Origin of the sequence: Sphingomonas mollis, from assembly GCF_016427505.1 — a bacterium.
GTDB lineage: Bacteria > Pseudomonadota > Alphaproteobacteria > Sphingomonadales > Sphingomonadaceae > Sphingomonas > Sphingomonas mollis.
In genome coordinates this window covers 393,410-408,973 of sequence record NZ_JAELXS010000002.1, presented here as the reverse complement: position 1 = coordinate 408,973, position 15,564 = coordinate 393,410, and the positions used below count along the sequence as shown (strand labels likewise).

12 protein-coding genes are annotated in these 15,564 nt (G+C 68.2%); 6 read left to right on the top strand and 6 right to left on the bottom strand.

What is annotated here, in order from left to right:
- Positions 1–597 carry an HdeD family acid-resistance protein gene (locus tag JAO74_RS05350; protein WP_233150683.1) on the bottom strand — a complete coding sequence of 199 codons (597 nt, stop codon included), beginning with the start codon at positions 595–597 and terminating at the stop codon, positions 1–3.
- Positions 598–685: 88 nt separating this feature from the next.
- Here JAO74_RS05350 and dnaE point away from each other — a divergent pair, with 88 nt between their 5' ends.
- The 3 genes from dnaE to JAO74_RS05335 are packed head-to-tail and all read left to right on the top strand — an operon-like array spanning position 686 to position 6,235.
- Entirely contained in the window at positions 686–4,201 is a 3,516-nt protein-coding gene (gene dnaE / locus JAO74_RS05345) for a DNA polymerase III subunit alpha (protein ID WP_199035864.1), read from the top strand.
- A gap of 55 nt (positions 4,202–4,256) precedes the next feature.
- Positions 4,257–5,837 carry a long-chain fatty acid--CoA ligase gene (locus tag JAO74_RS05340; RefSeq protein WP_199036101.1) on the top strand — a complete coding sequence of 527 codons (1,581 nt, stop codon included), beginning with the start codon at positions 4,257–4,259 and terminating at the stop codon, positions 5,835–5,837.
- Positions 5,834–6,235 carry a VOC family protein gene (locus JAO74_RS05335; protein WP_199035861.1) on the top strand — a complete coding sequence of 134 codons (402 nt, stop codon included), beginning with the start codon at positions 5,834–5,836 and terminating at the stop codon, positions 6,233–6,235. Before JAO74_RS05340 ends, JAO74_RS05335 begins: the two co-directional genes overlap by 4 nt.
- Here the strand turns inward: JAO74_RS05335 and JAO74_RS05330 are convergent.
- The 5 genes from JAO74_RS05330 to JAO74_RS05310 all read right to left on the bottom strand — a co-directional run bounded on the left by JAO74_RS05330 (position 6,229) and on the right by JAO74_RS05310 (position 11,312).
- Positions 6,229–6,378 carry a hypothetical protein gene (locus JAO74_RS05330; protein ID WP_199035858.1) on the bottom strand — a complete coding sequence of 50 codons (150 nt, stop codon included), beginning with the start codon at positions 6,376–6,378 and terminating at the stop codon, positions 6,229–6,231. The two genes, JAO74_RS05335 and JAO74_RS05330, sit on opposite strands and share 7 nt — an antisense overlap.
- 58 nt (positions 6,379–6,436) lie before the next feature.
- Positions 6,437–7,513: a PA0069 family radical SAM protein gene (locus JAO74_RS05325; RefSeq protein WP_199035855.1), complete on the bottom strand. Its 1,077-nt coding sequence runs from the start codon at positions 7,511–7,513 to the stop codon at positions 6,437–6,439.
- Positions 7,514–7,888: 375 nt separating this feature from the next.
- Positions 7,889–8,416, bottom strand: a complete 528-nt coding sequence (moaB, locus tag JAO74_RS05320) for a molybdenum cofactor biosynthesis protein B (protein WP_199035853.1) — start codon at positions 8,414–8,416, stop codon at positions 7,889–7,891.
- On the bottom strand, positions 8,416–10,575 hold the full coding sequence (locus tag JAO74_RS05315; protein WP_199035849.1) for a lytic transglycosylase domain-containing protein: 2,160 nt from the start codon (positions 10,573–10,575) through the stop codon (positions 8,416–8,418). The genes moaB and JAO74_RS05315 overlap by 1 nt, the downstream gene beginning before the upstream one ends.
- Positions 10,572–11,312, bottom strand: coding sequence for a uracil-DNA glycosylase family protein (locus tag JAO74_RS05310; RefSeq protein ID WP_233150681.1), 741 nt, complete (start codon positions 11,310–11,312; stop codon positions 10,572–10,574). Before JAO74_RS05310 ends, JAO74_RS05315 begins: the two co-directional genes overlap by 4 nt.
- 122 nt (positions 11,313–11,434) lie before the next feature.
- Here JAO74_RS05310 and JAO74_RS05305 point away from each other — a divergent pair, with 122 nt between their 5' ends.
- Genes JAO74_RS05305 through JAO74_RS05295 form a run of 3 tightly spaced genes read left to right on the top strand, consistent with a single transcriptional unit; the run spans position 11,435 to position 15,508 of the window.
- The gene (locus tag JAO74_RS05305; RefSeq protein WP_199035846.1) at positions 11,435–13,090 is read left to right on the top strand and encodes an electron transfer flavoprotein-ubiquinone oxidoreductase; all 1,656 of its coding nucleotides are present in this window, start codon (positions 11,435–11,437) and stop codon (positions 13,088–13,090) included.
- The gene (locus JAO74_RS05300) at positions 13,065–14,660 is read left to right on the top strand and encodes a tetratricopeptide repeat protein (RefSeq protein ID WP_332908735.1); all 1,596 of its coding nucleotides are present in this window, start codon (positions 13,065–13,067) and stop codon (positions 14,658–14,660) included. The genes JAO74_RS05305 and JAO74_RS05300 overlap by 26 nt, the downstream gene beginning before the upstream one ends.
- On the top strand, positions 14,657–15,508 hold the full coding sequence (locus JAO74_RS05295) for a 4-(cytidine 5'-diphospho)-2-C-methyl-D-erythritol kinase (RefSeq protein WP_199035842.1): 852 nt from the start codon (positions 14,657–14,659) through the stop codon (positions 15,506–15,508). Before JAO74_RS05300 ends, JAO74_RS05295 begins: the two co-directional genes overlap by 4 nt.
- Positions 15,509–15,564: the final 56 nt, after the last annotated feature.

The window sequence follows — 15,564 nt, the reverse complement described above, 5'->3', positions numbered from 1 at the left end:
TCAGACGGAGAACGCCGGTTCTCCCTTCTTGTGCGCCAGCGCCGACGTGATCGAGGCGATGCCGCCGAACAGGAAACTGATCCCCAGAATATACCCCGGCAGCGTCAGCGCCGAAAGGGGCAGGGTGACAAGTACGAACGCCGCCAGGATCAGGTTGATGATACCCAGCGCGATCATCATCCCCTTGCCGCGCCGCATCCGGCTGCCCCACACGATCTCCATCGCGCCGCGCACCGCCAGCCACACCGTAACGAGCAGCGTCAGCGACAGCGCGCCCGTCGCCGGCTCGAACGCCATGATGCAGCCGATGACGAGCGATACGAGCCCGAATCCGATCGCATAGCCGCGCCCGTCATGTCCGCGCCCGAAAATACCCGCCGCGATCGATACCGCGCCGGCGGCGATGAAGAACGCGCCGATCACCAGCGTCGCCGCCATCGTCGCCGCGAACGGCCAGGCGAAGGCAGCCAGCCCCAGCAGGGCCGACAGCACGCCATATCCCAGCATCCATCCCCACCCTGCGCCCACCACGGGCGGCATACCGGTGCCAGTGCCGGGGCCGGGGCCGGTGAAGTCGTGTCGTCGCGTGTCGGTCATGTCGTGCTCCTGTCGTCCGCCCGGCAAACGGCCTGTCGCAACACCGGTTCCGGTGCTGGCGAAATCGCGCCAGGAGGACTAGGTTGCGGTGATGCATTCAGGGTTCGTGCCACTTCGTATATTTTCATCCTTCACGATGCTCGACGGCGCGATCGAGCCCAAGGCGATCGCGGCCGAGGCACGCAAACAGGGCTTTCCCGCCGCCGCGCTGACCGACCGCAACGGCCTGTATGCGGCGATGGCCTATTCCGATGCCGCCAAGAAGGGCGGGGTGCAGCCGATCATCGGCACGATGCTGGGCGTCTGCCGGCCCGACATGCCGGAGGGCGTGGCCGCCCCGCTCGACTGGATCGCGCTCTATGCGCAGGACATGACCGGGTACGACAATCTGTGCGCGTTGGTGTCGGCGGCGCATCTCGATCGCCCGATCGAACTGGCCGCGCATGTCTCGATGGCGACGCTCGCTCGCCACACCACCGGCCTGATCGCGCTGACCGCGGGTGGTGAGGGGGCGCTGGCCCGTCTGTTCGCCGAGGGGCAGCCCGATCGCGCCTTCGCCTATTGCGACCGGTTGCAGGCGATGTTCGGCGACCGCCTCTATATCGAACTGGCACGCCGCAACGACGCGACCGAACAGGCGGCCGAGGCCGACCTGATCGACCTCGCCTATGCCCGCAACCTGCCTTTGGTCGCGACCAATCCCTGCTGCTTCGCCGAATCCGCGTTCGGCGACGCGCACGACGCGATGCTGTGCATCGCCAACTCCACCTATGTCGAAACCGAGGAACGCCCACGCAGTTGCCCCGATGCGTGGCTGAAGCCCGCCGACACGATGAAGGCGCTGTTCGACGATCTGCCGGAGGCGATCGAAAATACGCTGGTGGTCGCGCAGCGTTGCGCGGTGATGGCGCCCTATCGCAAGCCGATTCTCCCGACGCTGGCCGGCGATCTGGCGGGCGAGGCGCAGATGCTGCGCGACGATGCCAGCGCCGGGCTGGAAGCGCGGCTCGACCGCATCGCCGAACTGCGTGTGGCCAAGGGCGAGCCGGAGGGCGAACCCGGCTGGCGCGACGTGTACCGCGAACGGCTGACGTTCGAGGTCGACGTGATCGTCCAGATGGGCTTTCCCGGTTACTTCCTGATCGTCGCCGATTTCATCAAATGGGCGAAGGACCATGATATCCCGGTGGGTCCGGGCCGTGGTTCGGGCGCCGGCTCGGTCGTCGCCTGGGCGCTGACGATCACCGATCTCGATCCGCTGTCGCTGGGCCTGCTGTTCGAGCGGTTCCTGAACCCGGAACGCGTGTCGATGCCCGATTTCGACATCGATTTCTGCGAAACCCGCCGCGGCGAGGTGATCCGCTACGTGCAGGAGAAATATGGCCGCGATCAGGTGGCGCAGATCATCACCTTCGGAAAGCTGAAGGCACGCGCCGTCTTGAAGGACACCGGCCGCGTGCTCCAGATGAGCTATGGCCAGGTCGATCGTCTCGCCAAGCTGGTGCCCAATCACCCGACCGATCCGTGGGACCTGAAGCGCGCGCTGAACGGCGTGCCTGAGCTGGCCAAGGAATATTCCAACGACAATCAGGTCCGCCGCCTGTGGGATCTGGCAACCAAGCTGGAGGGGTTGCCGCGCCATTCGTCCACCCACGCCGCCGGCGTGGTGATCGGCGATCGGCCGCTGGCGCAACTGGTGCCGCTGTACCGCGATCCGCGATCCGACATGCCCGTCACCCAGTTCGACATGAAATATGTCGAGGGCGCAGGGCTGGTGAAGTTCGACTTTCTGGGTCTCAAGACGCTGTCGGTGCTGCAAAAGGCGGTGCAGTTGCTGGCGAAGCGCGGTGTCACCATCGCGCTCGACGCGCTCGAATGGGACGATCCCAAGGTCTATGAACTGCTTCAGGGCGGCAACACGGTCGGCGTGTTCCAGCTGGAATCCGAAGGGATGCGCCGCACGCTGTCCGCCGTCCGCCCGACCAATTTCGGCGATATCATCGCGCTCGTCTCGCTCTACCGCCCCGGCCCGATGGATAACATCCCGTCGTTCGGCCGCCGCAAGCAGGGCACCGAGCCGATCGTCTACCCGCACAAGCTGCTCGAACCGATCCTGTCCGAAACCTATGGCATCTTCGTCTATCAGGAACAGGTGATGCAGGCCGCGCAGGTGCTGGCCGGCTTCTCGCTCGGCGGCGCCGACCTGCTGCGCCGCGCGATGGGCAAGAAGGTGAAGGCGGAGATGGACGCCCAGCGCGCCGGCTTTGTCGAGGGATGCCTGACCGTCAACGGCATCAATAAGGCCGAGGCGAACGCGCTGTTCGACCTGATCGACAAGTTCGCCGGCTATGGCTTCAACAAGTCGCACGCCGCCGCCTATGCCCTGCTCGCCTATCAGACCGCGTGGCTCAAGGCGCATCACCCGCACGAATTCTTCGCCGCGTCGATGTGTTACGACATGGCGCAGACCGACAAGCTGGCGATCTTCGTCGACGATGCCCGCCGCGCCGGCGTCGCCATGTTGCCGCCCTGCGTGAACGGCAGCCAGGCCGATTTCGATGTCGAAACGCATCAGGTGGAAGGCGTCGATGGCCTCGCCGTCCGCTATGCGCTTGGCGCTTTGAAATCGGTCGGTGAAGGCGCGATGGAGAAGCTGATCGTCGAGCGGGCCAACGGCCCGTTCGCCTCGCTCGACGACATCGCCACCCGCGTCGATCCGCGCCTGCTCAACAAGCGCCAGCTGGAAACGCTGGCGGCGGCGGGGGCGTTCGACGGCATGGACGCCAATCGCGCCGGCATCCACGCCGTCGCCGAGACGATGCTTGCCATCGCCGCCCGCACGCATGAACAGAAGACCAGCGGGCAGGGCGGCCTGTTCGGTGATGCCAGCCACGCCGGCGACACGATCAAGCTGCCGCAATCGGCCCGCTGGACGCTGTCGCAGCGGATGGAGCAGGAAAAGGAGGCGTTCGGCTTCTATTTCTCCGCCCACCCGGTCGATCGTCACGCGCATCTCGCCCGCATCCACGGCGCGCGCAGCTTCGGCAGCCTGTCTGAGCTGACCATTCCTGACGACGGCAGCCGCGCCGGCGCGACGATGGCGGTGCTGGTCGAGGAGGCGCGCTGGCGCACCTCCGCGCGGGGCAAGCGGTACATGATGGCGCAGCTGTCCGATCCGTCGGGCCAGTTCGTCGCCACCTGTTTCGACGACAGCGTCGCCGCCGATCTGGAAGAGGCCGCGCGCATCGGCGGTTGCGGGATCATCACCGTCGAACTCGACCGCCGCCCCGGCGAGGAAGCGCCGCGCGTGTCGGTCAAGCGCATCCAGCCGTTCGAATCGCTCGCCTCGATGGCGCGCTTCGTCCTGGAGGTCGAGGTTGCCGACGCCACCGCGTTCGCCCCGCTCGCCCATCTGCTCGCCGATCATCGCGGTGCGCGCGGCGAGGTGCGCGTCCGACTGACGGCGGGGGAGGGCGAGGCGACGGTGCTGCTCGGTCGCGACTTCCTGCTCGATGCCGAGCTTGCGAGCCACGTCGAGTCGTTGCACGGTGTCACCGCCGCCACGCTGAAGACCTCTGAAACGAGGCTGGCGCTGGTCGGCTAGCCCGGAGTCTCGATCGTCGGGTCTCCGGTCCGGGAGAGCGATCGTGACGGGAACCATGCAGGATTTCGAGCTGCGCGTGCCGCGGCTCATCGACCACGCCGCGCGCGAACATCCGCGCCGCGAGATCGTCAGCCGCTGGGCCGACGGCCGTGAAACCCGCAGCGACTGGGCGGGCCTCGCCGCCGATGCCCGCCGCCTGTCGCAGGCGCTGGTCGCGATGGGGTGCCGCCCCGGCGACCGCATCGCCACGCTGGCGATGAACCACGCGCATCATCTGGCCGCCTGGTACGGCGCGATCGGGATGGGTGGCATCATCCACACGGTGAACCCGCGGCTGTTCGACGACCAGCTCGCTTTCATCGTCGCCGACGCCGATGACCGCGTGCTGCTCTATGACCGCGCCTTCCAGCCGATCGTCGATCGAATGCGCCCGCAATGGCCGTCGATCGAGCACTACATCGTCATGGACGGTGACGGCGCGGACGGCTTTCGCGCGATCGTCGAGGCGCAGGACGGCGCGTTCGACTGGGTCGAGGGCGATGAGCGCGACCCGTGCATGCTTTGCTATACCAGCGGCACGACCGGCAATCCGCGCGGCGTCCTGTATAGCCATCGATCCTCGGTCCTCCACGCGATGGCGGAGATCCAGCCGGCGGTGTTCGCGCTCGAAACCCGCTCCGTCGTGATGCCGATCGTGCCGATGTTCCATGCGGTCGGCTGGGGCCTGCCGTTCGCCATGCCGATGGTAGGGACGAAGACGGTGTTCTCCGCCGTCAACGAACCCGCCATCCTGTGCGACCTGATGACGCGCGAACGGGTGACGCATTCCGCCGGCGTGCCGACCGTCTGGTTCGGGATGTTCGCGCATCTGGACGCCGGCGGGCAGGTGCCGGCCGATCTGGAACTGGTCACCATCGGCGGCTCGGCCGCGCCGCGGGCGATGGTCGAGCGGATCATGGGCATGGGCATCCGCGTCAACCATGCCTGGGGCATGACCGAAACCTCGCCGATCGGCACGATAGGCGCACGCTCGCCCGACTGGGACAGTCTGAGCTTCGACCAGCAGGTCGATCAGGTGGCGATGCAGGGCCGGGTGCCCTTCGGCGTCGAACTGCGCATCGTCGATCCCGACGGGCGCGACTGCCCACGCGACGGCACCAGCGCCGGGCGGTTGTTGTGCCGCGGGCCGTGGGTGGTGAAGCGCTATTTCAACGCCGGCGCCGATGCGATCGATGCGGAGGGCTGGTTCGACACCGGCGACGTCGCCGTCCTCCATCCCGACGGTACGATGCAGATCACCGACCGGGTGAAGGACGTCATCAAGTCCGGCGGCGAATGGATCAGTTCGGTCGAACTGGAGAACGCCGCAATCGGATGCCCCGGCGTCGCCGAGGCCGCCGCGATCGGCATCCCGCATCCCCGCTGGGACGAGCGCCCGCTGCTGCTGATCGTCCGCAAACCGGGGAGCGACGTTACCGCCGACGCCATCGCCGCGCATCTGGCCAAGCATGTCGCGCGCTGGTGGCTCCCCGACGAGATCGTCTTCGTCGACGACCTGCCCCACACCGCGACCGGCAAGCTGCTGAAGACCGCACTGCGGGAGCGGTTCCGCGATTATCAACTGGCGGCGGCATGACCTCTCCGATCATCCCGTCCGGCTTCGCCGCCGTCACGCCCTATGTCTTCGTCACCGGCGCACCGGCCTATATCGAGTTTCTGATTCGCGCCTTCGATGCGGTCGAGGTCGGTCGCAGCGTCGATCCGGCGGGGCGCATCGCCAATGCCCAGCTACGCCTGAGCGGATCAATGCTGATGCTGAGTGAGGCATCGGCGGCGTTTCCCCCGGCGCGCTCCGCCTTCTACCTGTATGTCGACGATGCCGATCGCGCGCTGGTCCATGCCGTGGATGCCGGCGCCACTGCGATCATGGCCGTTGCCGATATGGATTATGGCGACCGGCAGGGCGGCGTTCGTGACCCTGCCGGCAACATCTGGTGGCTATCGCAGCGCTTGAGCGACCGGGCCTATCACTGAGCCGCCGGCTTTTCCGGTTCGGCATGGTTGCCATAACCGCCGCCGGAGCCTTCGCCCGCCGATCCGGCATCCGATCCGTCCGTATCGGGCTTGGTGACCTCGTTCTCGCGGTCGGCGGCTTCGTCCTGCTTGCGGTTGGTCATGATTTGCTCCTGTCCATCTTGCTCGCCCCGAAACGCTTCGCGACCCATCCAGGGTCCGTCAGAACAACTCGCCCTGCGGCCCCGCCGGTGGTCGGAACAGATCGTTGCGCAGCGTCAGCCGCGTCTGGTTCAGCCCATGCCGCCGGCACGCGATGTGAAACCGGGTGCGCAGCAGGTCCGCCCACGGCCCGCTGCCCTGCATCCGCGTAAAGAAGCCGGGGTCGTTGTCGCGCCCTTTCCGCAGGCTCTGGATCGTCGCCATCACCTTGGCCGCGCGATCGGGGAAATGCTCGTCGAGCCATGCGCGGAACAGGGGTGCGACCTCATGGGGCAGGCGCACCGGGATGAAGAACGCATGCCGCGCGCCGGCGGCGGCGGCCTGTTCGACCAGATGTTCGATCTCGTGGTCGGTGATCGCCGGGATGACCGGCGCGATCGAGACATAGGTCGGGATGCCCGCCTCGCTTAGCCGCCTGACCGCGGCCAGCCGCCGCGTCGGCGTCGGCGCGCGCGGCTCGACCGTGGCGGCGATCCGGGGATCGAGCGAGGTGATCGACATGCACACCGTCGCCAGCCCCTTCGCCGCCATCGGCGCCAGCAGATCGATGTCGCGCACCACACGGTCTGATTTCGTCGTGATCGTCAGCGGATGGTTGGTGTCCGCCAGCACCCCCAGCACCGCCCGCGTCACGCCCCATTCGCGCTCGATCGGCTGATAGGGATCGGTGTTGGTCCCCAGCGCCATCGGCCGCACGACATAACCGGGCTTCGCCAGTTCGACGCGCAGCAGCGCGGCGGCATCGGGCTTCACGAACAGCCGGCTCTCGAAATCAAGCCCCGGCGACAAGTCGTGAAACGCATGGCTCGGCCGCGCGAAGCAATAGATGCAGCCATGCTCGCAGCCGCGATACGGGTTGATCGAGCGATCGAACGGCACGTCGGGAGAGGTGTTGCGGCTGATGATCGTCTTCGGCCGCTCGATGGTGACGGTCGTGCGCAGGCGTGGCGGCGCGCCGTCGATCGCCTCCCGCTCGTCCAGCCAGTCACCGTCCACCGCCACCTGCGGCAGGTTGAACCGCCGGCTCTCCGCATTCAGCGTCGCGCCGCGGACGGGGCGGGGAGTCGGTTTCGGCATAACCGACCGGTAGCATTTTCAACGGAACAAATAAAGAACATAGCGGAAAGTCGCTAAAGTCACACCCACCTACGCGCGCGGGCGCGGGCGCGGGAGCGGGCGCGGGCGCGTTCATGCGTTCATGCGTTCATGCGTGCGCGCGTGTAGGATGTCGGTCGTCGGCCATCCTGCCAAAGCTACCACCCCGGCGGAGGCCGGGGTCCAGTTGGGCGAACCCCGGTAAGAGCTTAGGACCGCCTTCCCAACTGGACCCCGGCCTCCGCCGGGGTGGTATGTGGGTTTCACAGCGGTATGGCCGTACTCGACTGATTGTCGTCGATGCCTCCGCCGGGATGGTATTTGGCTTTTACAGCGGCGTTCGCCGGGAGACGGAAGCTATCGCTCGGTCAGTCGCGGCATCAGTTCGACGAAGTTGCAGGGGCGGTGGCGGCTGTCGAGCTGATCCTTCAGGATGCCGTCCCACCCGTCCTTCACCGCGCCGGTCGATCCCGGCAGCGCGAACAGATAGGTGCCGCCCGCCACCGCCGCGCAGGCGCGCGACTGGACGGTGGAGGTGCCGATCTTGGCATAGGACAGCCAGCGGAACAGTTCGCCAAAACCGGGGATCATCTTTTCGGCGACCCGCTCGATCGCCTCGGGCGTCACGTCGCGGCCGGTCACGCCGGTGCCGCCGGTGGTGATGACGACATCGACCATCGGATCGGCGATCCACGCGCGCAGCCGTTCGACGATCGTGTCCGCGTCGTCGCGTTCGATCCGGCGGTCGGCCAGCACATGCCCCGCCTCTTCCAGCCGCGCGACCAGCGTGTCGCCCGACCGGTCGTCGGCGAGGCCGCGCGTGTCCGACACGGTCAGCACCGCGATCCGCACCGGCAGGAATGGCCGGCTTTCATCGATGGGCATCAATCGATCGTCGCGCCCGAACCGATGGAGGCGGCCATCGCGCCGACGATCGCCTGTGGCTGCATCGCCATTGCCTTGCCGGCCTGACGCAGCAGATCGCCGTCGATCATCGCACCGGCCGCCGCCGCCATCGCGCCGGGCAACGCCTTCACGATCGACGCCACGCTGGATGCAGACGGCATGCCACCGACAGGCGCGGCCTTGGCCGTCGCGATCGGCGGGTTGGACGGCGCGACCGCCGCCAGCACTGGCGAGCCGATCGTCGCCTGCAGCGGCGCCATCACCGGCGGCAGCGGCCGGCGCACCGTCGCGGCGGCGGTCATCACTGGCGCCATCACCGATGCCCGGACCACCGGCGCGCGCATGACCGTCGGCAGGCGCGGCGTCACCGTCCGTGCGGCCAGCATCGTCGCGGGCGAGCTATCCATGCGCACCGCGACCGCACCGGGCAGGCCCGGAAAGCGCGGCCACATGCCCTGCGCCAGCGCGTTGCGGCTGGACGAGGCGGTCTTGCCCGTCTGCGCCTCGTACATCCAGTAATTGCGCAGCACCGTGGTGACGTACCCGCGCGTCTCCCAATAGGGGATGCTTTCGATATACAGCAGCGGATCGCCGCCATCATGGACGATCGCGTTCCACTCGCCGACCGGCTTCGGCCCGGCATTATACGCGGCGATCACCTTGGGCAGCAGACCGCCGGTCAGCCCCATGTCGCGCAGCCGCTCCAGATGGCGCTGGCCGATATCCATGTTGGTCGACGGTTTCGACAGCGCCGCTTTGTCGATGCTGGTGCCGCGTTCGCGCGCGAAGTCGGTCGCGGCGGCGGGCATGATCTGCATCAGGCCATAGGCGCCGGCGGGGCTAGTCACCTTCGGACGGAAGCGCGACTCCTCCAGTGCATGGGCATAAACCAGCGCCTTTTCGACCCGCCAGCCGCTGTCCGGCGTCCAGTTCGGCGCGGGATAACGCGCCTCGGCCGTCATCGTCACGCCGGCGGGGGTGTTGTGGGCCAGCCAGATCGTCGTCGCGGGCAGGTCGAGCGTCTCGGCGAGGCGAACGAGGCTGCCGAATTCGGCCGGGTTGCCGATCTTCGCCTGCTGGCGAACCACCTCGTCGGCCAGATCATTCTCGCCGACCTCGACCAGCGCCGCCGCGACCCGGACGTTCGGCCGCTTGTCGAGCGCTGCCCAGTCCGATGCGGCCAGCTTGCCGCCCGCCTTCGTCGCGTCGCGCATGCCCAGCGCCTGTTTCGCCAACTGGCCGTAGAAGCTCTCGCCGAACTGCGCCGCCGCCTTCAACCGGCCCTGGATCCGATCGGGACGGGCGCAGACCATGTCGGCGCGCGATGCCCAGTACAGCGCCGCCGCGCGCAGATCGACATCGCCCGCGCGGGCCGCCACGCCCTCGAACCCGTCCTCCGCCGCTGCGCAATCGCGTTGCCGCCATGCCGCCAGCGATGCCATCCACCGGCCCTGCACCGCCCAGTCGCCGGCGCCGTTCGCGGCCATGCCGGCGATCTCGCGCACCTTGGCGTCATCGCCGCGCAGAAAGTACATCCACGCGACCTTGGCCTGCCACTCGGTCGTCGCCTCGATGCTGAGACCCGATGTGGTCATCAACAGCGCCTCGGCCGACACGCCATCGTCGGTCTTCACGAACGGCTGCATCTTCGCTGCGAGGTCGGCGGCGATCAGGTCGCTGCCGGTCGCCTTGGCGCGCACCCGGCGGGGCGCGCCGTCCTGCCAGATCAGGCGCTGCGCGACCGGCAGCGGCGGCAGGTCGGTCGCCCCGCGCCGCATCGCCAAGGCCCGCAGCGCCTCGGCCTGCGGCAGCTCGGGGGCCTGATTGAGCAGATCGACGATCGGCGTCAGCTCGACCTTCGGCGATCCCTTGGCGGTATAGAGTTCGGCGCGGGCCAGCGCATGGAGTGGCCCCGGCCGCATCGCCTCCAGCCCGATCTGCGCGTCCTGCCACCGGCTTTCGCGGATCGCGGCGAAGACGGCGCGATACGCGTCACGCTGCGCGGGATCGAGTTGGGCGGGAATGCGGTCGGGCGTCACCGCCGCCGATCGTATATCGCCGGCTGCTGGTGCCTCGGCCGCCAGGGCCGGCAGGGGGAGGGCGGTCATCACCGCCGCGATCGCCAGTTTCCGCATCATGCTTCCAGATCTTTCACCAGCAATTGCAGGTCGCGCCAGCTTTCCGCCTTCAGTGCCGGCCGTTCGATCAACAGGCGCGGATGCAGGCTGGCGATGACACCGGTTGTGCCACGTTTATGGTTGAAGGGCTGTAAACTGCCCCGCGCCGCCTGTCGGTCCATCGACAACACGGCACGGCTCGTCGCATCGCCCAACAGCAGCAGACGTTTAGGGGCGACCAGTTCGATGTGATGGCGCGCGACTTCGCCCAGCCGCGCCTCGATCTCGCGCGACATCCGGCCCGACGAGGGCCGCCGCGCGCAGACGGCCGCGACATGCACCGTCTCCCGCGACAGGCCGATCGCCGCCAGCATCCGGTCGAACAAGCGCCCGGTGACGCCCGACAGCAGGGCGCCGGCATCGCCGTCTTCCCGGTCGGGACAGTCGACAAGCACCATGACCGTAGCGTCCGCCGGCCCGATCGCGGCCAGCGACACGCCGCTCCATCCGGCCTCGGGCGCGTCAGGACCGAGGCGCCAGGTGGCGAACGCAGCGATCGTATCGGGCAGGACATCCGCCGCCGGCGCGGCCACGACGACGGAATTGGGGACAGGCGCGGAGGGTGGCGGCACCGCCAGCCAGTCGCGGACCTGATCGTCCACCAGCACGTCGACACCCGCATCGCGCCACCATTCCAGCGCGCTCTGCCAGTCGGCGGCGGTTGCCCCCATGGCGTCGATGTTGCTGTAGGCCCCCATCGGCACCGTCATGCTGCATGGTTGACGCGGCGGTCAACTTGTCGGATCGCCTTTCCGGACAAGATGTTGCCGCGCCGCGCCCGATGGTGGGCGGAAGCGGCCTGCCGGAGAGAGTGACGAGGATGAGCGAACGCGAGTCGATGCCCTATGACGTCGTGATCGTCGGCGCCGGCCCCGCCGGGCTGTCGGCGGCGATCCGGCTGAAGCAACGCGCGGCCGAGACGGGCGGCGAGCTGTCGGTCTGCGTCCTCGAAAAGGGGTCGGAGGTCGGCGCACATATCCTGTCGGGCGCGGTCATCGATCCGCGCAGCCTCGACGAACTGATCCCCGACTGGCGCGAGCGTGACTGCCCGATGGCGGCGGTGCCCGTCACCGAAAACCACCACTGGGTGCTGAGCGCGACGAAAAAGCGCGTCCTGCCCGAATTCCTGACGCCGCCGTTCATGCACAACAAGGGCACCTATACCGGCAGCCTCGGCAATCTGTGCCGCTGGCTGGCGGGGCAGGCGGAGGAACTGGGTGTGGAGATCTTCCCCGGCTTCGCCGCTGCGGAAATTCTCTTCGACGAACAGGGTCGGGTGAAGGGCGTCGCCACCGGCGACATGGGCGTGGCGCGCGACGGCACACACAAGGGCGATTACACCCCCGGCCTTGAACTCCACGCGAAATACACCTTCTTCGCCGAGGGCGTGCGCGGCCACCTGTCGAAGGAGGTCATCCGCACCTTCGACCTGGCGAAGGACGCGCAGCCGCAGGTCTATGGTCTCGGCATCAAGGAGTTGTGGGACATCGATCCCGCGCTCCATTCGCCCGGCCGCGTGATCCATACGCAGGGCTGGCCGCTGGGCGACGACGCCAATGGCGGGAGCTGGCTGTATCATCAGGCGAACGGTCAGGTCTCGCTCGGCTTCGTGACGTGGCTGAACTACACCAACCCGTATCTGTCGCCCTTCCACGAGATGCAGAAGTGGAAGACCCATCCCGAGATCGCCGCGATCCTGAAGGGCGGCAAGCGAGTCAGCTATGGCGCGCGCGCGATCAATGACGGCGGCCTGCAATCCATCCCGAAGCTGGTCTTTCCCGGCGGTGCGCTGATCGGCTGTTCGGCCGGTTTCCTGAACGTGCCCCGCCTGAAGGGCACGCACGGCGCGATGAAATCGGGGATGATGGCCGCAGAGGCCGCGTTCGACGCGGTGCAGGCCGGGCGCGAGCATGACGAGCTGACCGCCTATCCGCAGGCGTTCGAGGCGTCATGGCTGCACAAGGAGCTGTCGGTCGTCCGCAACGTGGTGCCGCTGGTCAAGAAATTCGGCGACCTGATCGGCTCCGGCCTGTCGGGCATCACCATGTGGGCGGAGCATTTTGGCCTGAAGATGCCCTTCACCATGAAGCATCATCCCGACCATGAAAGCCTGTGGCGAAAGGATCTCGTCAAGCCGCCGGTCTATCCCAAGGCGGACGGCGTGTTGACCTTCGATCGCCTGTCGTCGGTGTTCCTGTCGAACACCAATCACGAGGAGGATCAGCCCGTCCACCTGACGCTGCGCGATCCGGACGTTCCGATCGACTACGACCTGCCGATGTACGACGAGCCGGCGCAGCGTTACTGCCCCGCTGGCGTGTACGAGGTCGTGGGGCAGGACACGGGCGATCCGAAATTCGTCATCAACGCCCAGAACTGCGTCCACTGCAAGACGTGCGACATCAAGGACCCGACCCAGAACATCAACTGGGTCGTACCGGAAGGCGGCGGTGGCCCGAACTATCCGAACATGTAGCGCGATCGCGCCGGTGTTGACGCTGGCGGTGCTGCTGCTTGCGACACCGGCTGCGGCCGACACCGGCGATCTGTCCGCCTATCTGCGCGCCCGCGTCGCCGAGGATTCGGGGCAGGGGACGGAGGCGGTCGCCGCCTATACCCGCGCGCTGGCGGATGCGCCCGCCAACCCGGTGGTGGCGATCCGTGCCTATCGCGAAGGGCTGGCGGCGGGCGATGCCGCGCTCGTCCGCCATGCCGCCACCGCGCTGGCCGCTGCCGGGGTCGCACCTGACGATGCCGCCCTGTGGCCGCTCGTCGATGCCGCCCGCGCCAACGATCCCGCCGCCGTCGAGCGCGCCCTGCCGGCGCTCGACAATGGCCGTCTGCGCATCCTGTTGCCGGCGCTCCGCGCCTGGATCGCCGCCGCGCGCGGGCAGGATGGGCTGGCGATCGAGGCACCGAAGGACGATGCCGTCGCCCGCCGTCTGGTCAACGAGACCCGCGCGCTGTTGCTGATCGGCGCCGGCCGTCTGCCAGAAGGAATCGCCGCCACCCAGGCACTTGGCGGCACCATACCATCGGGCGCGCAACTGGCCGCGGCGGAGTTACTGATCGGCGGCGGGCATGACGAGGCGGCGGCGACGTTGCTCGGCCGCCGCCCCGGCCAGCTTGCCGCCGCCCGCGCCGACGCCACCGCCCGGCCGACGCTGGCGTTCGGTGTCTCGCGCCTGTTACTGCGGCTGGCCGACGATCTCGGCGGCGATCGACCGAGCAGCCTTGGCCTCTCCTTCGCGCGGGCGGCGCTGGATGCCGATCCCGGCTATGCCCGCGCCCGCCTGATCCTCGCCGAGCAACTGGCGCTCGCCGACGATCCCGATCGCGCGCTGGCGCAACTGGCGCTGGTGCCGGCCGATGGTCCGCTTGGCGCCACCGCTGCCGGCCGTCGCATCAACCTGCTCGATGCGCAGGATCGGGCCGCCGATGCGCTCGCCGCCGCGCGTATCCGTGCCGAAGCGGGCGATGCGGTGGCGGTGGACCGGGCGCGCTATGCCGACCTGCTGGTCGCCGCCGATCGTCCCGCCGACGCAATACCTTTCTACGCCGCGCTGACGAAGGACGCCGATGCATCCAAGAACTGGGCCACCTGGCTCCGTTATGGCGCCGCGCTCGATCAGGCCGGGCAGTGGAAGGACGCCCGCCGCGTGCTGCGCCGCGCGGTCGATCTGGGGCCGCAGGAGCCGTCCGCGCTGAACTATCTCGGCTATGCGATGATCGAGCATGGCGAGGATCTGCCCGACGCCACCCGGATGCTGGAACGCGCGCACGCGCTGGCGGCGGACGATGCGTCGATCGCGGACTCGCTCGGCTGGGCCTATCACCGCATCGGTCAGACGCCGCGCGGCCTGCCGCTGCTCGAACGCGCCGCCGCCGACGCGCCCGCCAATGCCGAGATCGCCGAGCATCTGGGCGACGCCTATTGGTCGCTCGGCCGCCGGTACGAGGCGCGCTATGCCTGGGCCGCTGCCGCCGTCACCGCCGAACCGCCCGCCACCGCGCGCCTCGCCACCAAACAGGAAAGCGGCCTTTGATCGTCGAACCCGCCCCCGCCAAGATCAACCTGGCCCTCCACGTCCGCCACCGTCGCCCAGACGGCTATCACGAGCTCGAAACCCTGTTCGCCTTCGCCACCGAAGGCGATGAAATCACGTTGGAAACTGCGGACGCTGATGCCTTCGACATCACCGGCCCCTTTGCCGCCGCCCTGACTCCCTCTTCCATCCAGGAGAGAGAAGAAGCCACAAACGACAACCTCGTAACCCGAGCAAGGAATGCCTTCCGCGAACTCTTCGGTATCACCGATAAATACCGAATAACGCTGACAAAGAACCTTCCCATTGCCTCTGGCATCGGCGGTGGATCGGCCGACGCAGCCGCCACCCTCCGCGCGTTGGCCCGTCTGTCGAACATCCCCCTGACCGACCAGCGCCTGACCGACATCGCCGCGTCGCTCGGCGCCGATATCCCCGCCTGCCTGACCGGCCGCACCGCGCTCGGCACGGGCAGGGGCGACGATCTGGCCGACCTCACCGGCCTCGCCGGCACGCCGCTGCTGCTGGTGAACCCGGGCGTCGCCGTCTCGACGGCTGCCGTCTTCGCCGGCTGGGACGGGGTTGATCGCGGCGCGTTGCCGGATGGCGACCTCCTCACCAGAGCCCGCGCCGGTCGCAACGATCTCGAACCGCCAGCTTCCCGTCTCGCGCCCGTCATCGCCTCCGTGCGCGCGCAACTGGACGCCGCATCCGGCGCCATCCTGTCGCGCATGTCCGGGTCCGGGGCAACCTGTTTCGCGCTGTTCGACACCGCCACCGCCCGCGATGCCGCCGCGGCCGACGCCGATGCGCAGGGCTGGTGGAGGCTGGCAACCACGCTTGCCTGAGCAAAAATTCCGTTCCCTACTTGTTCTGGAAGAACAGACCGCGTACATGGCTGTCT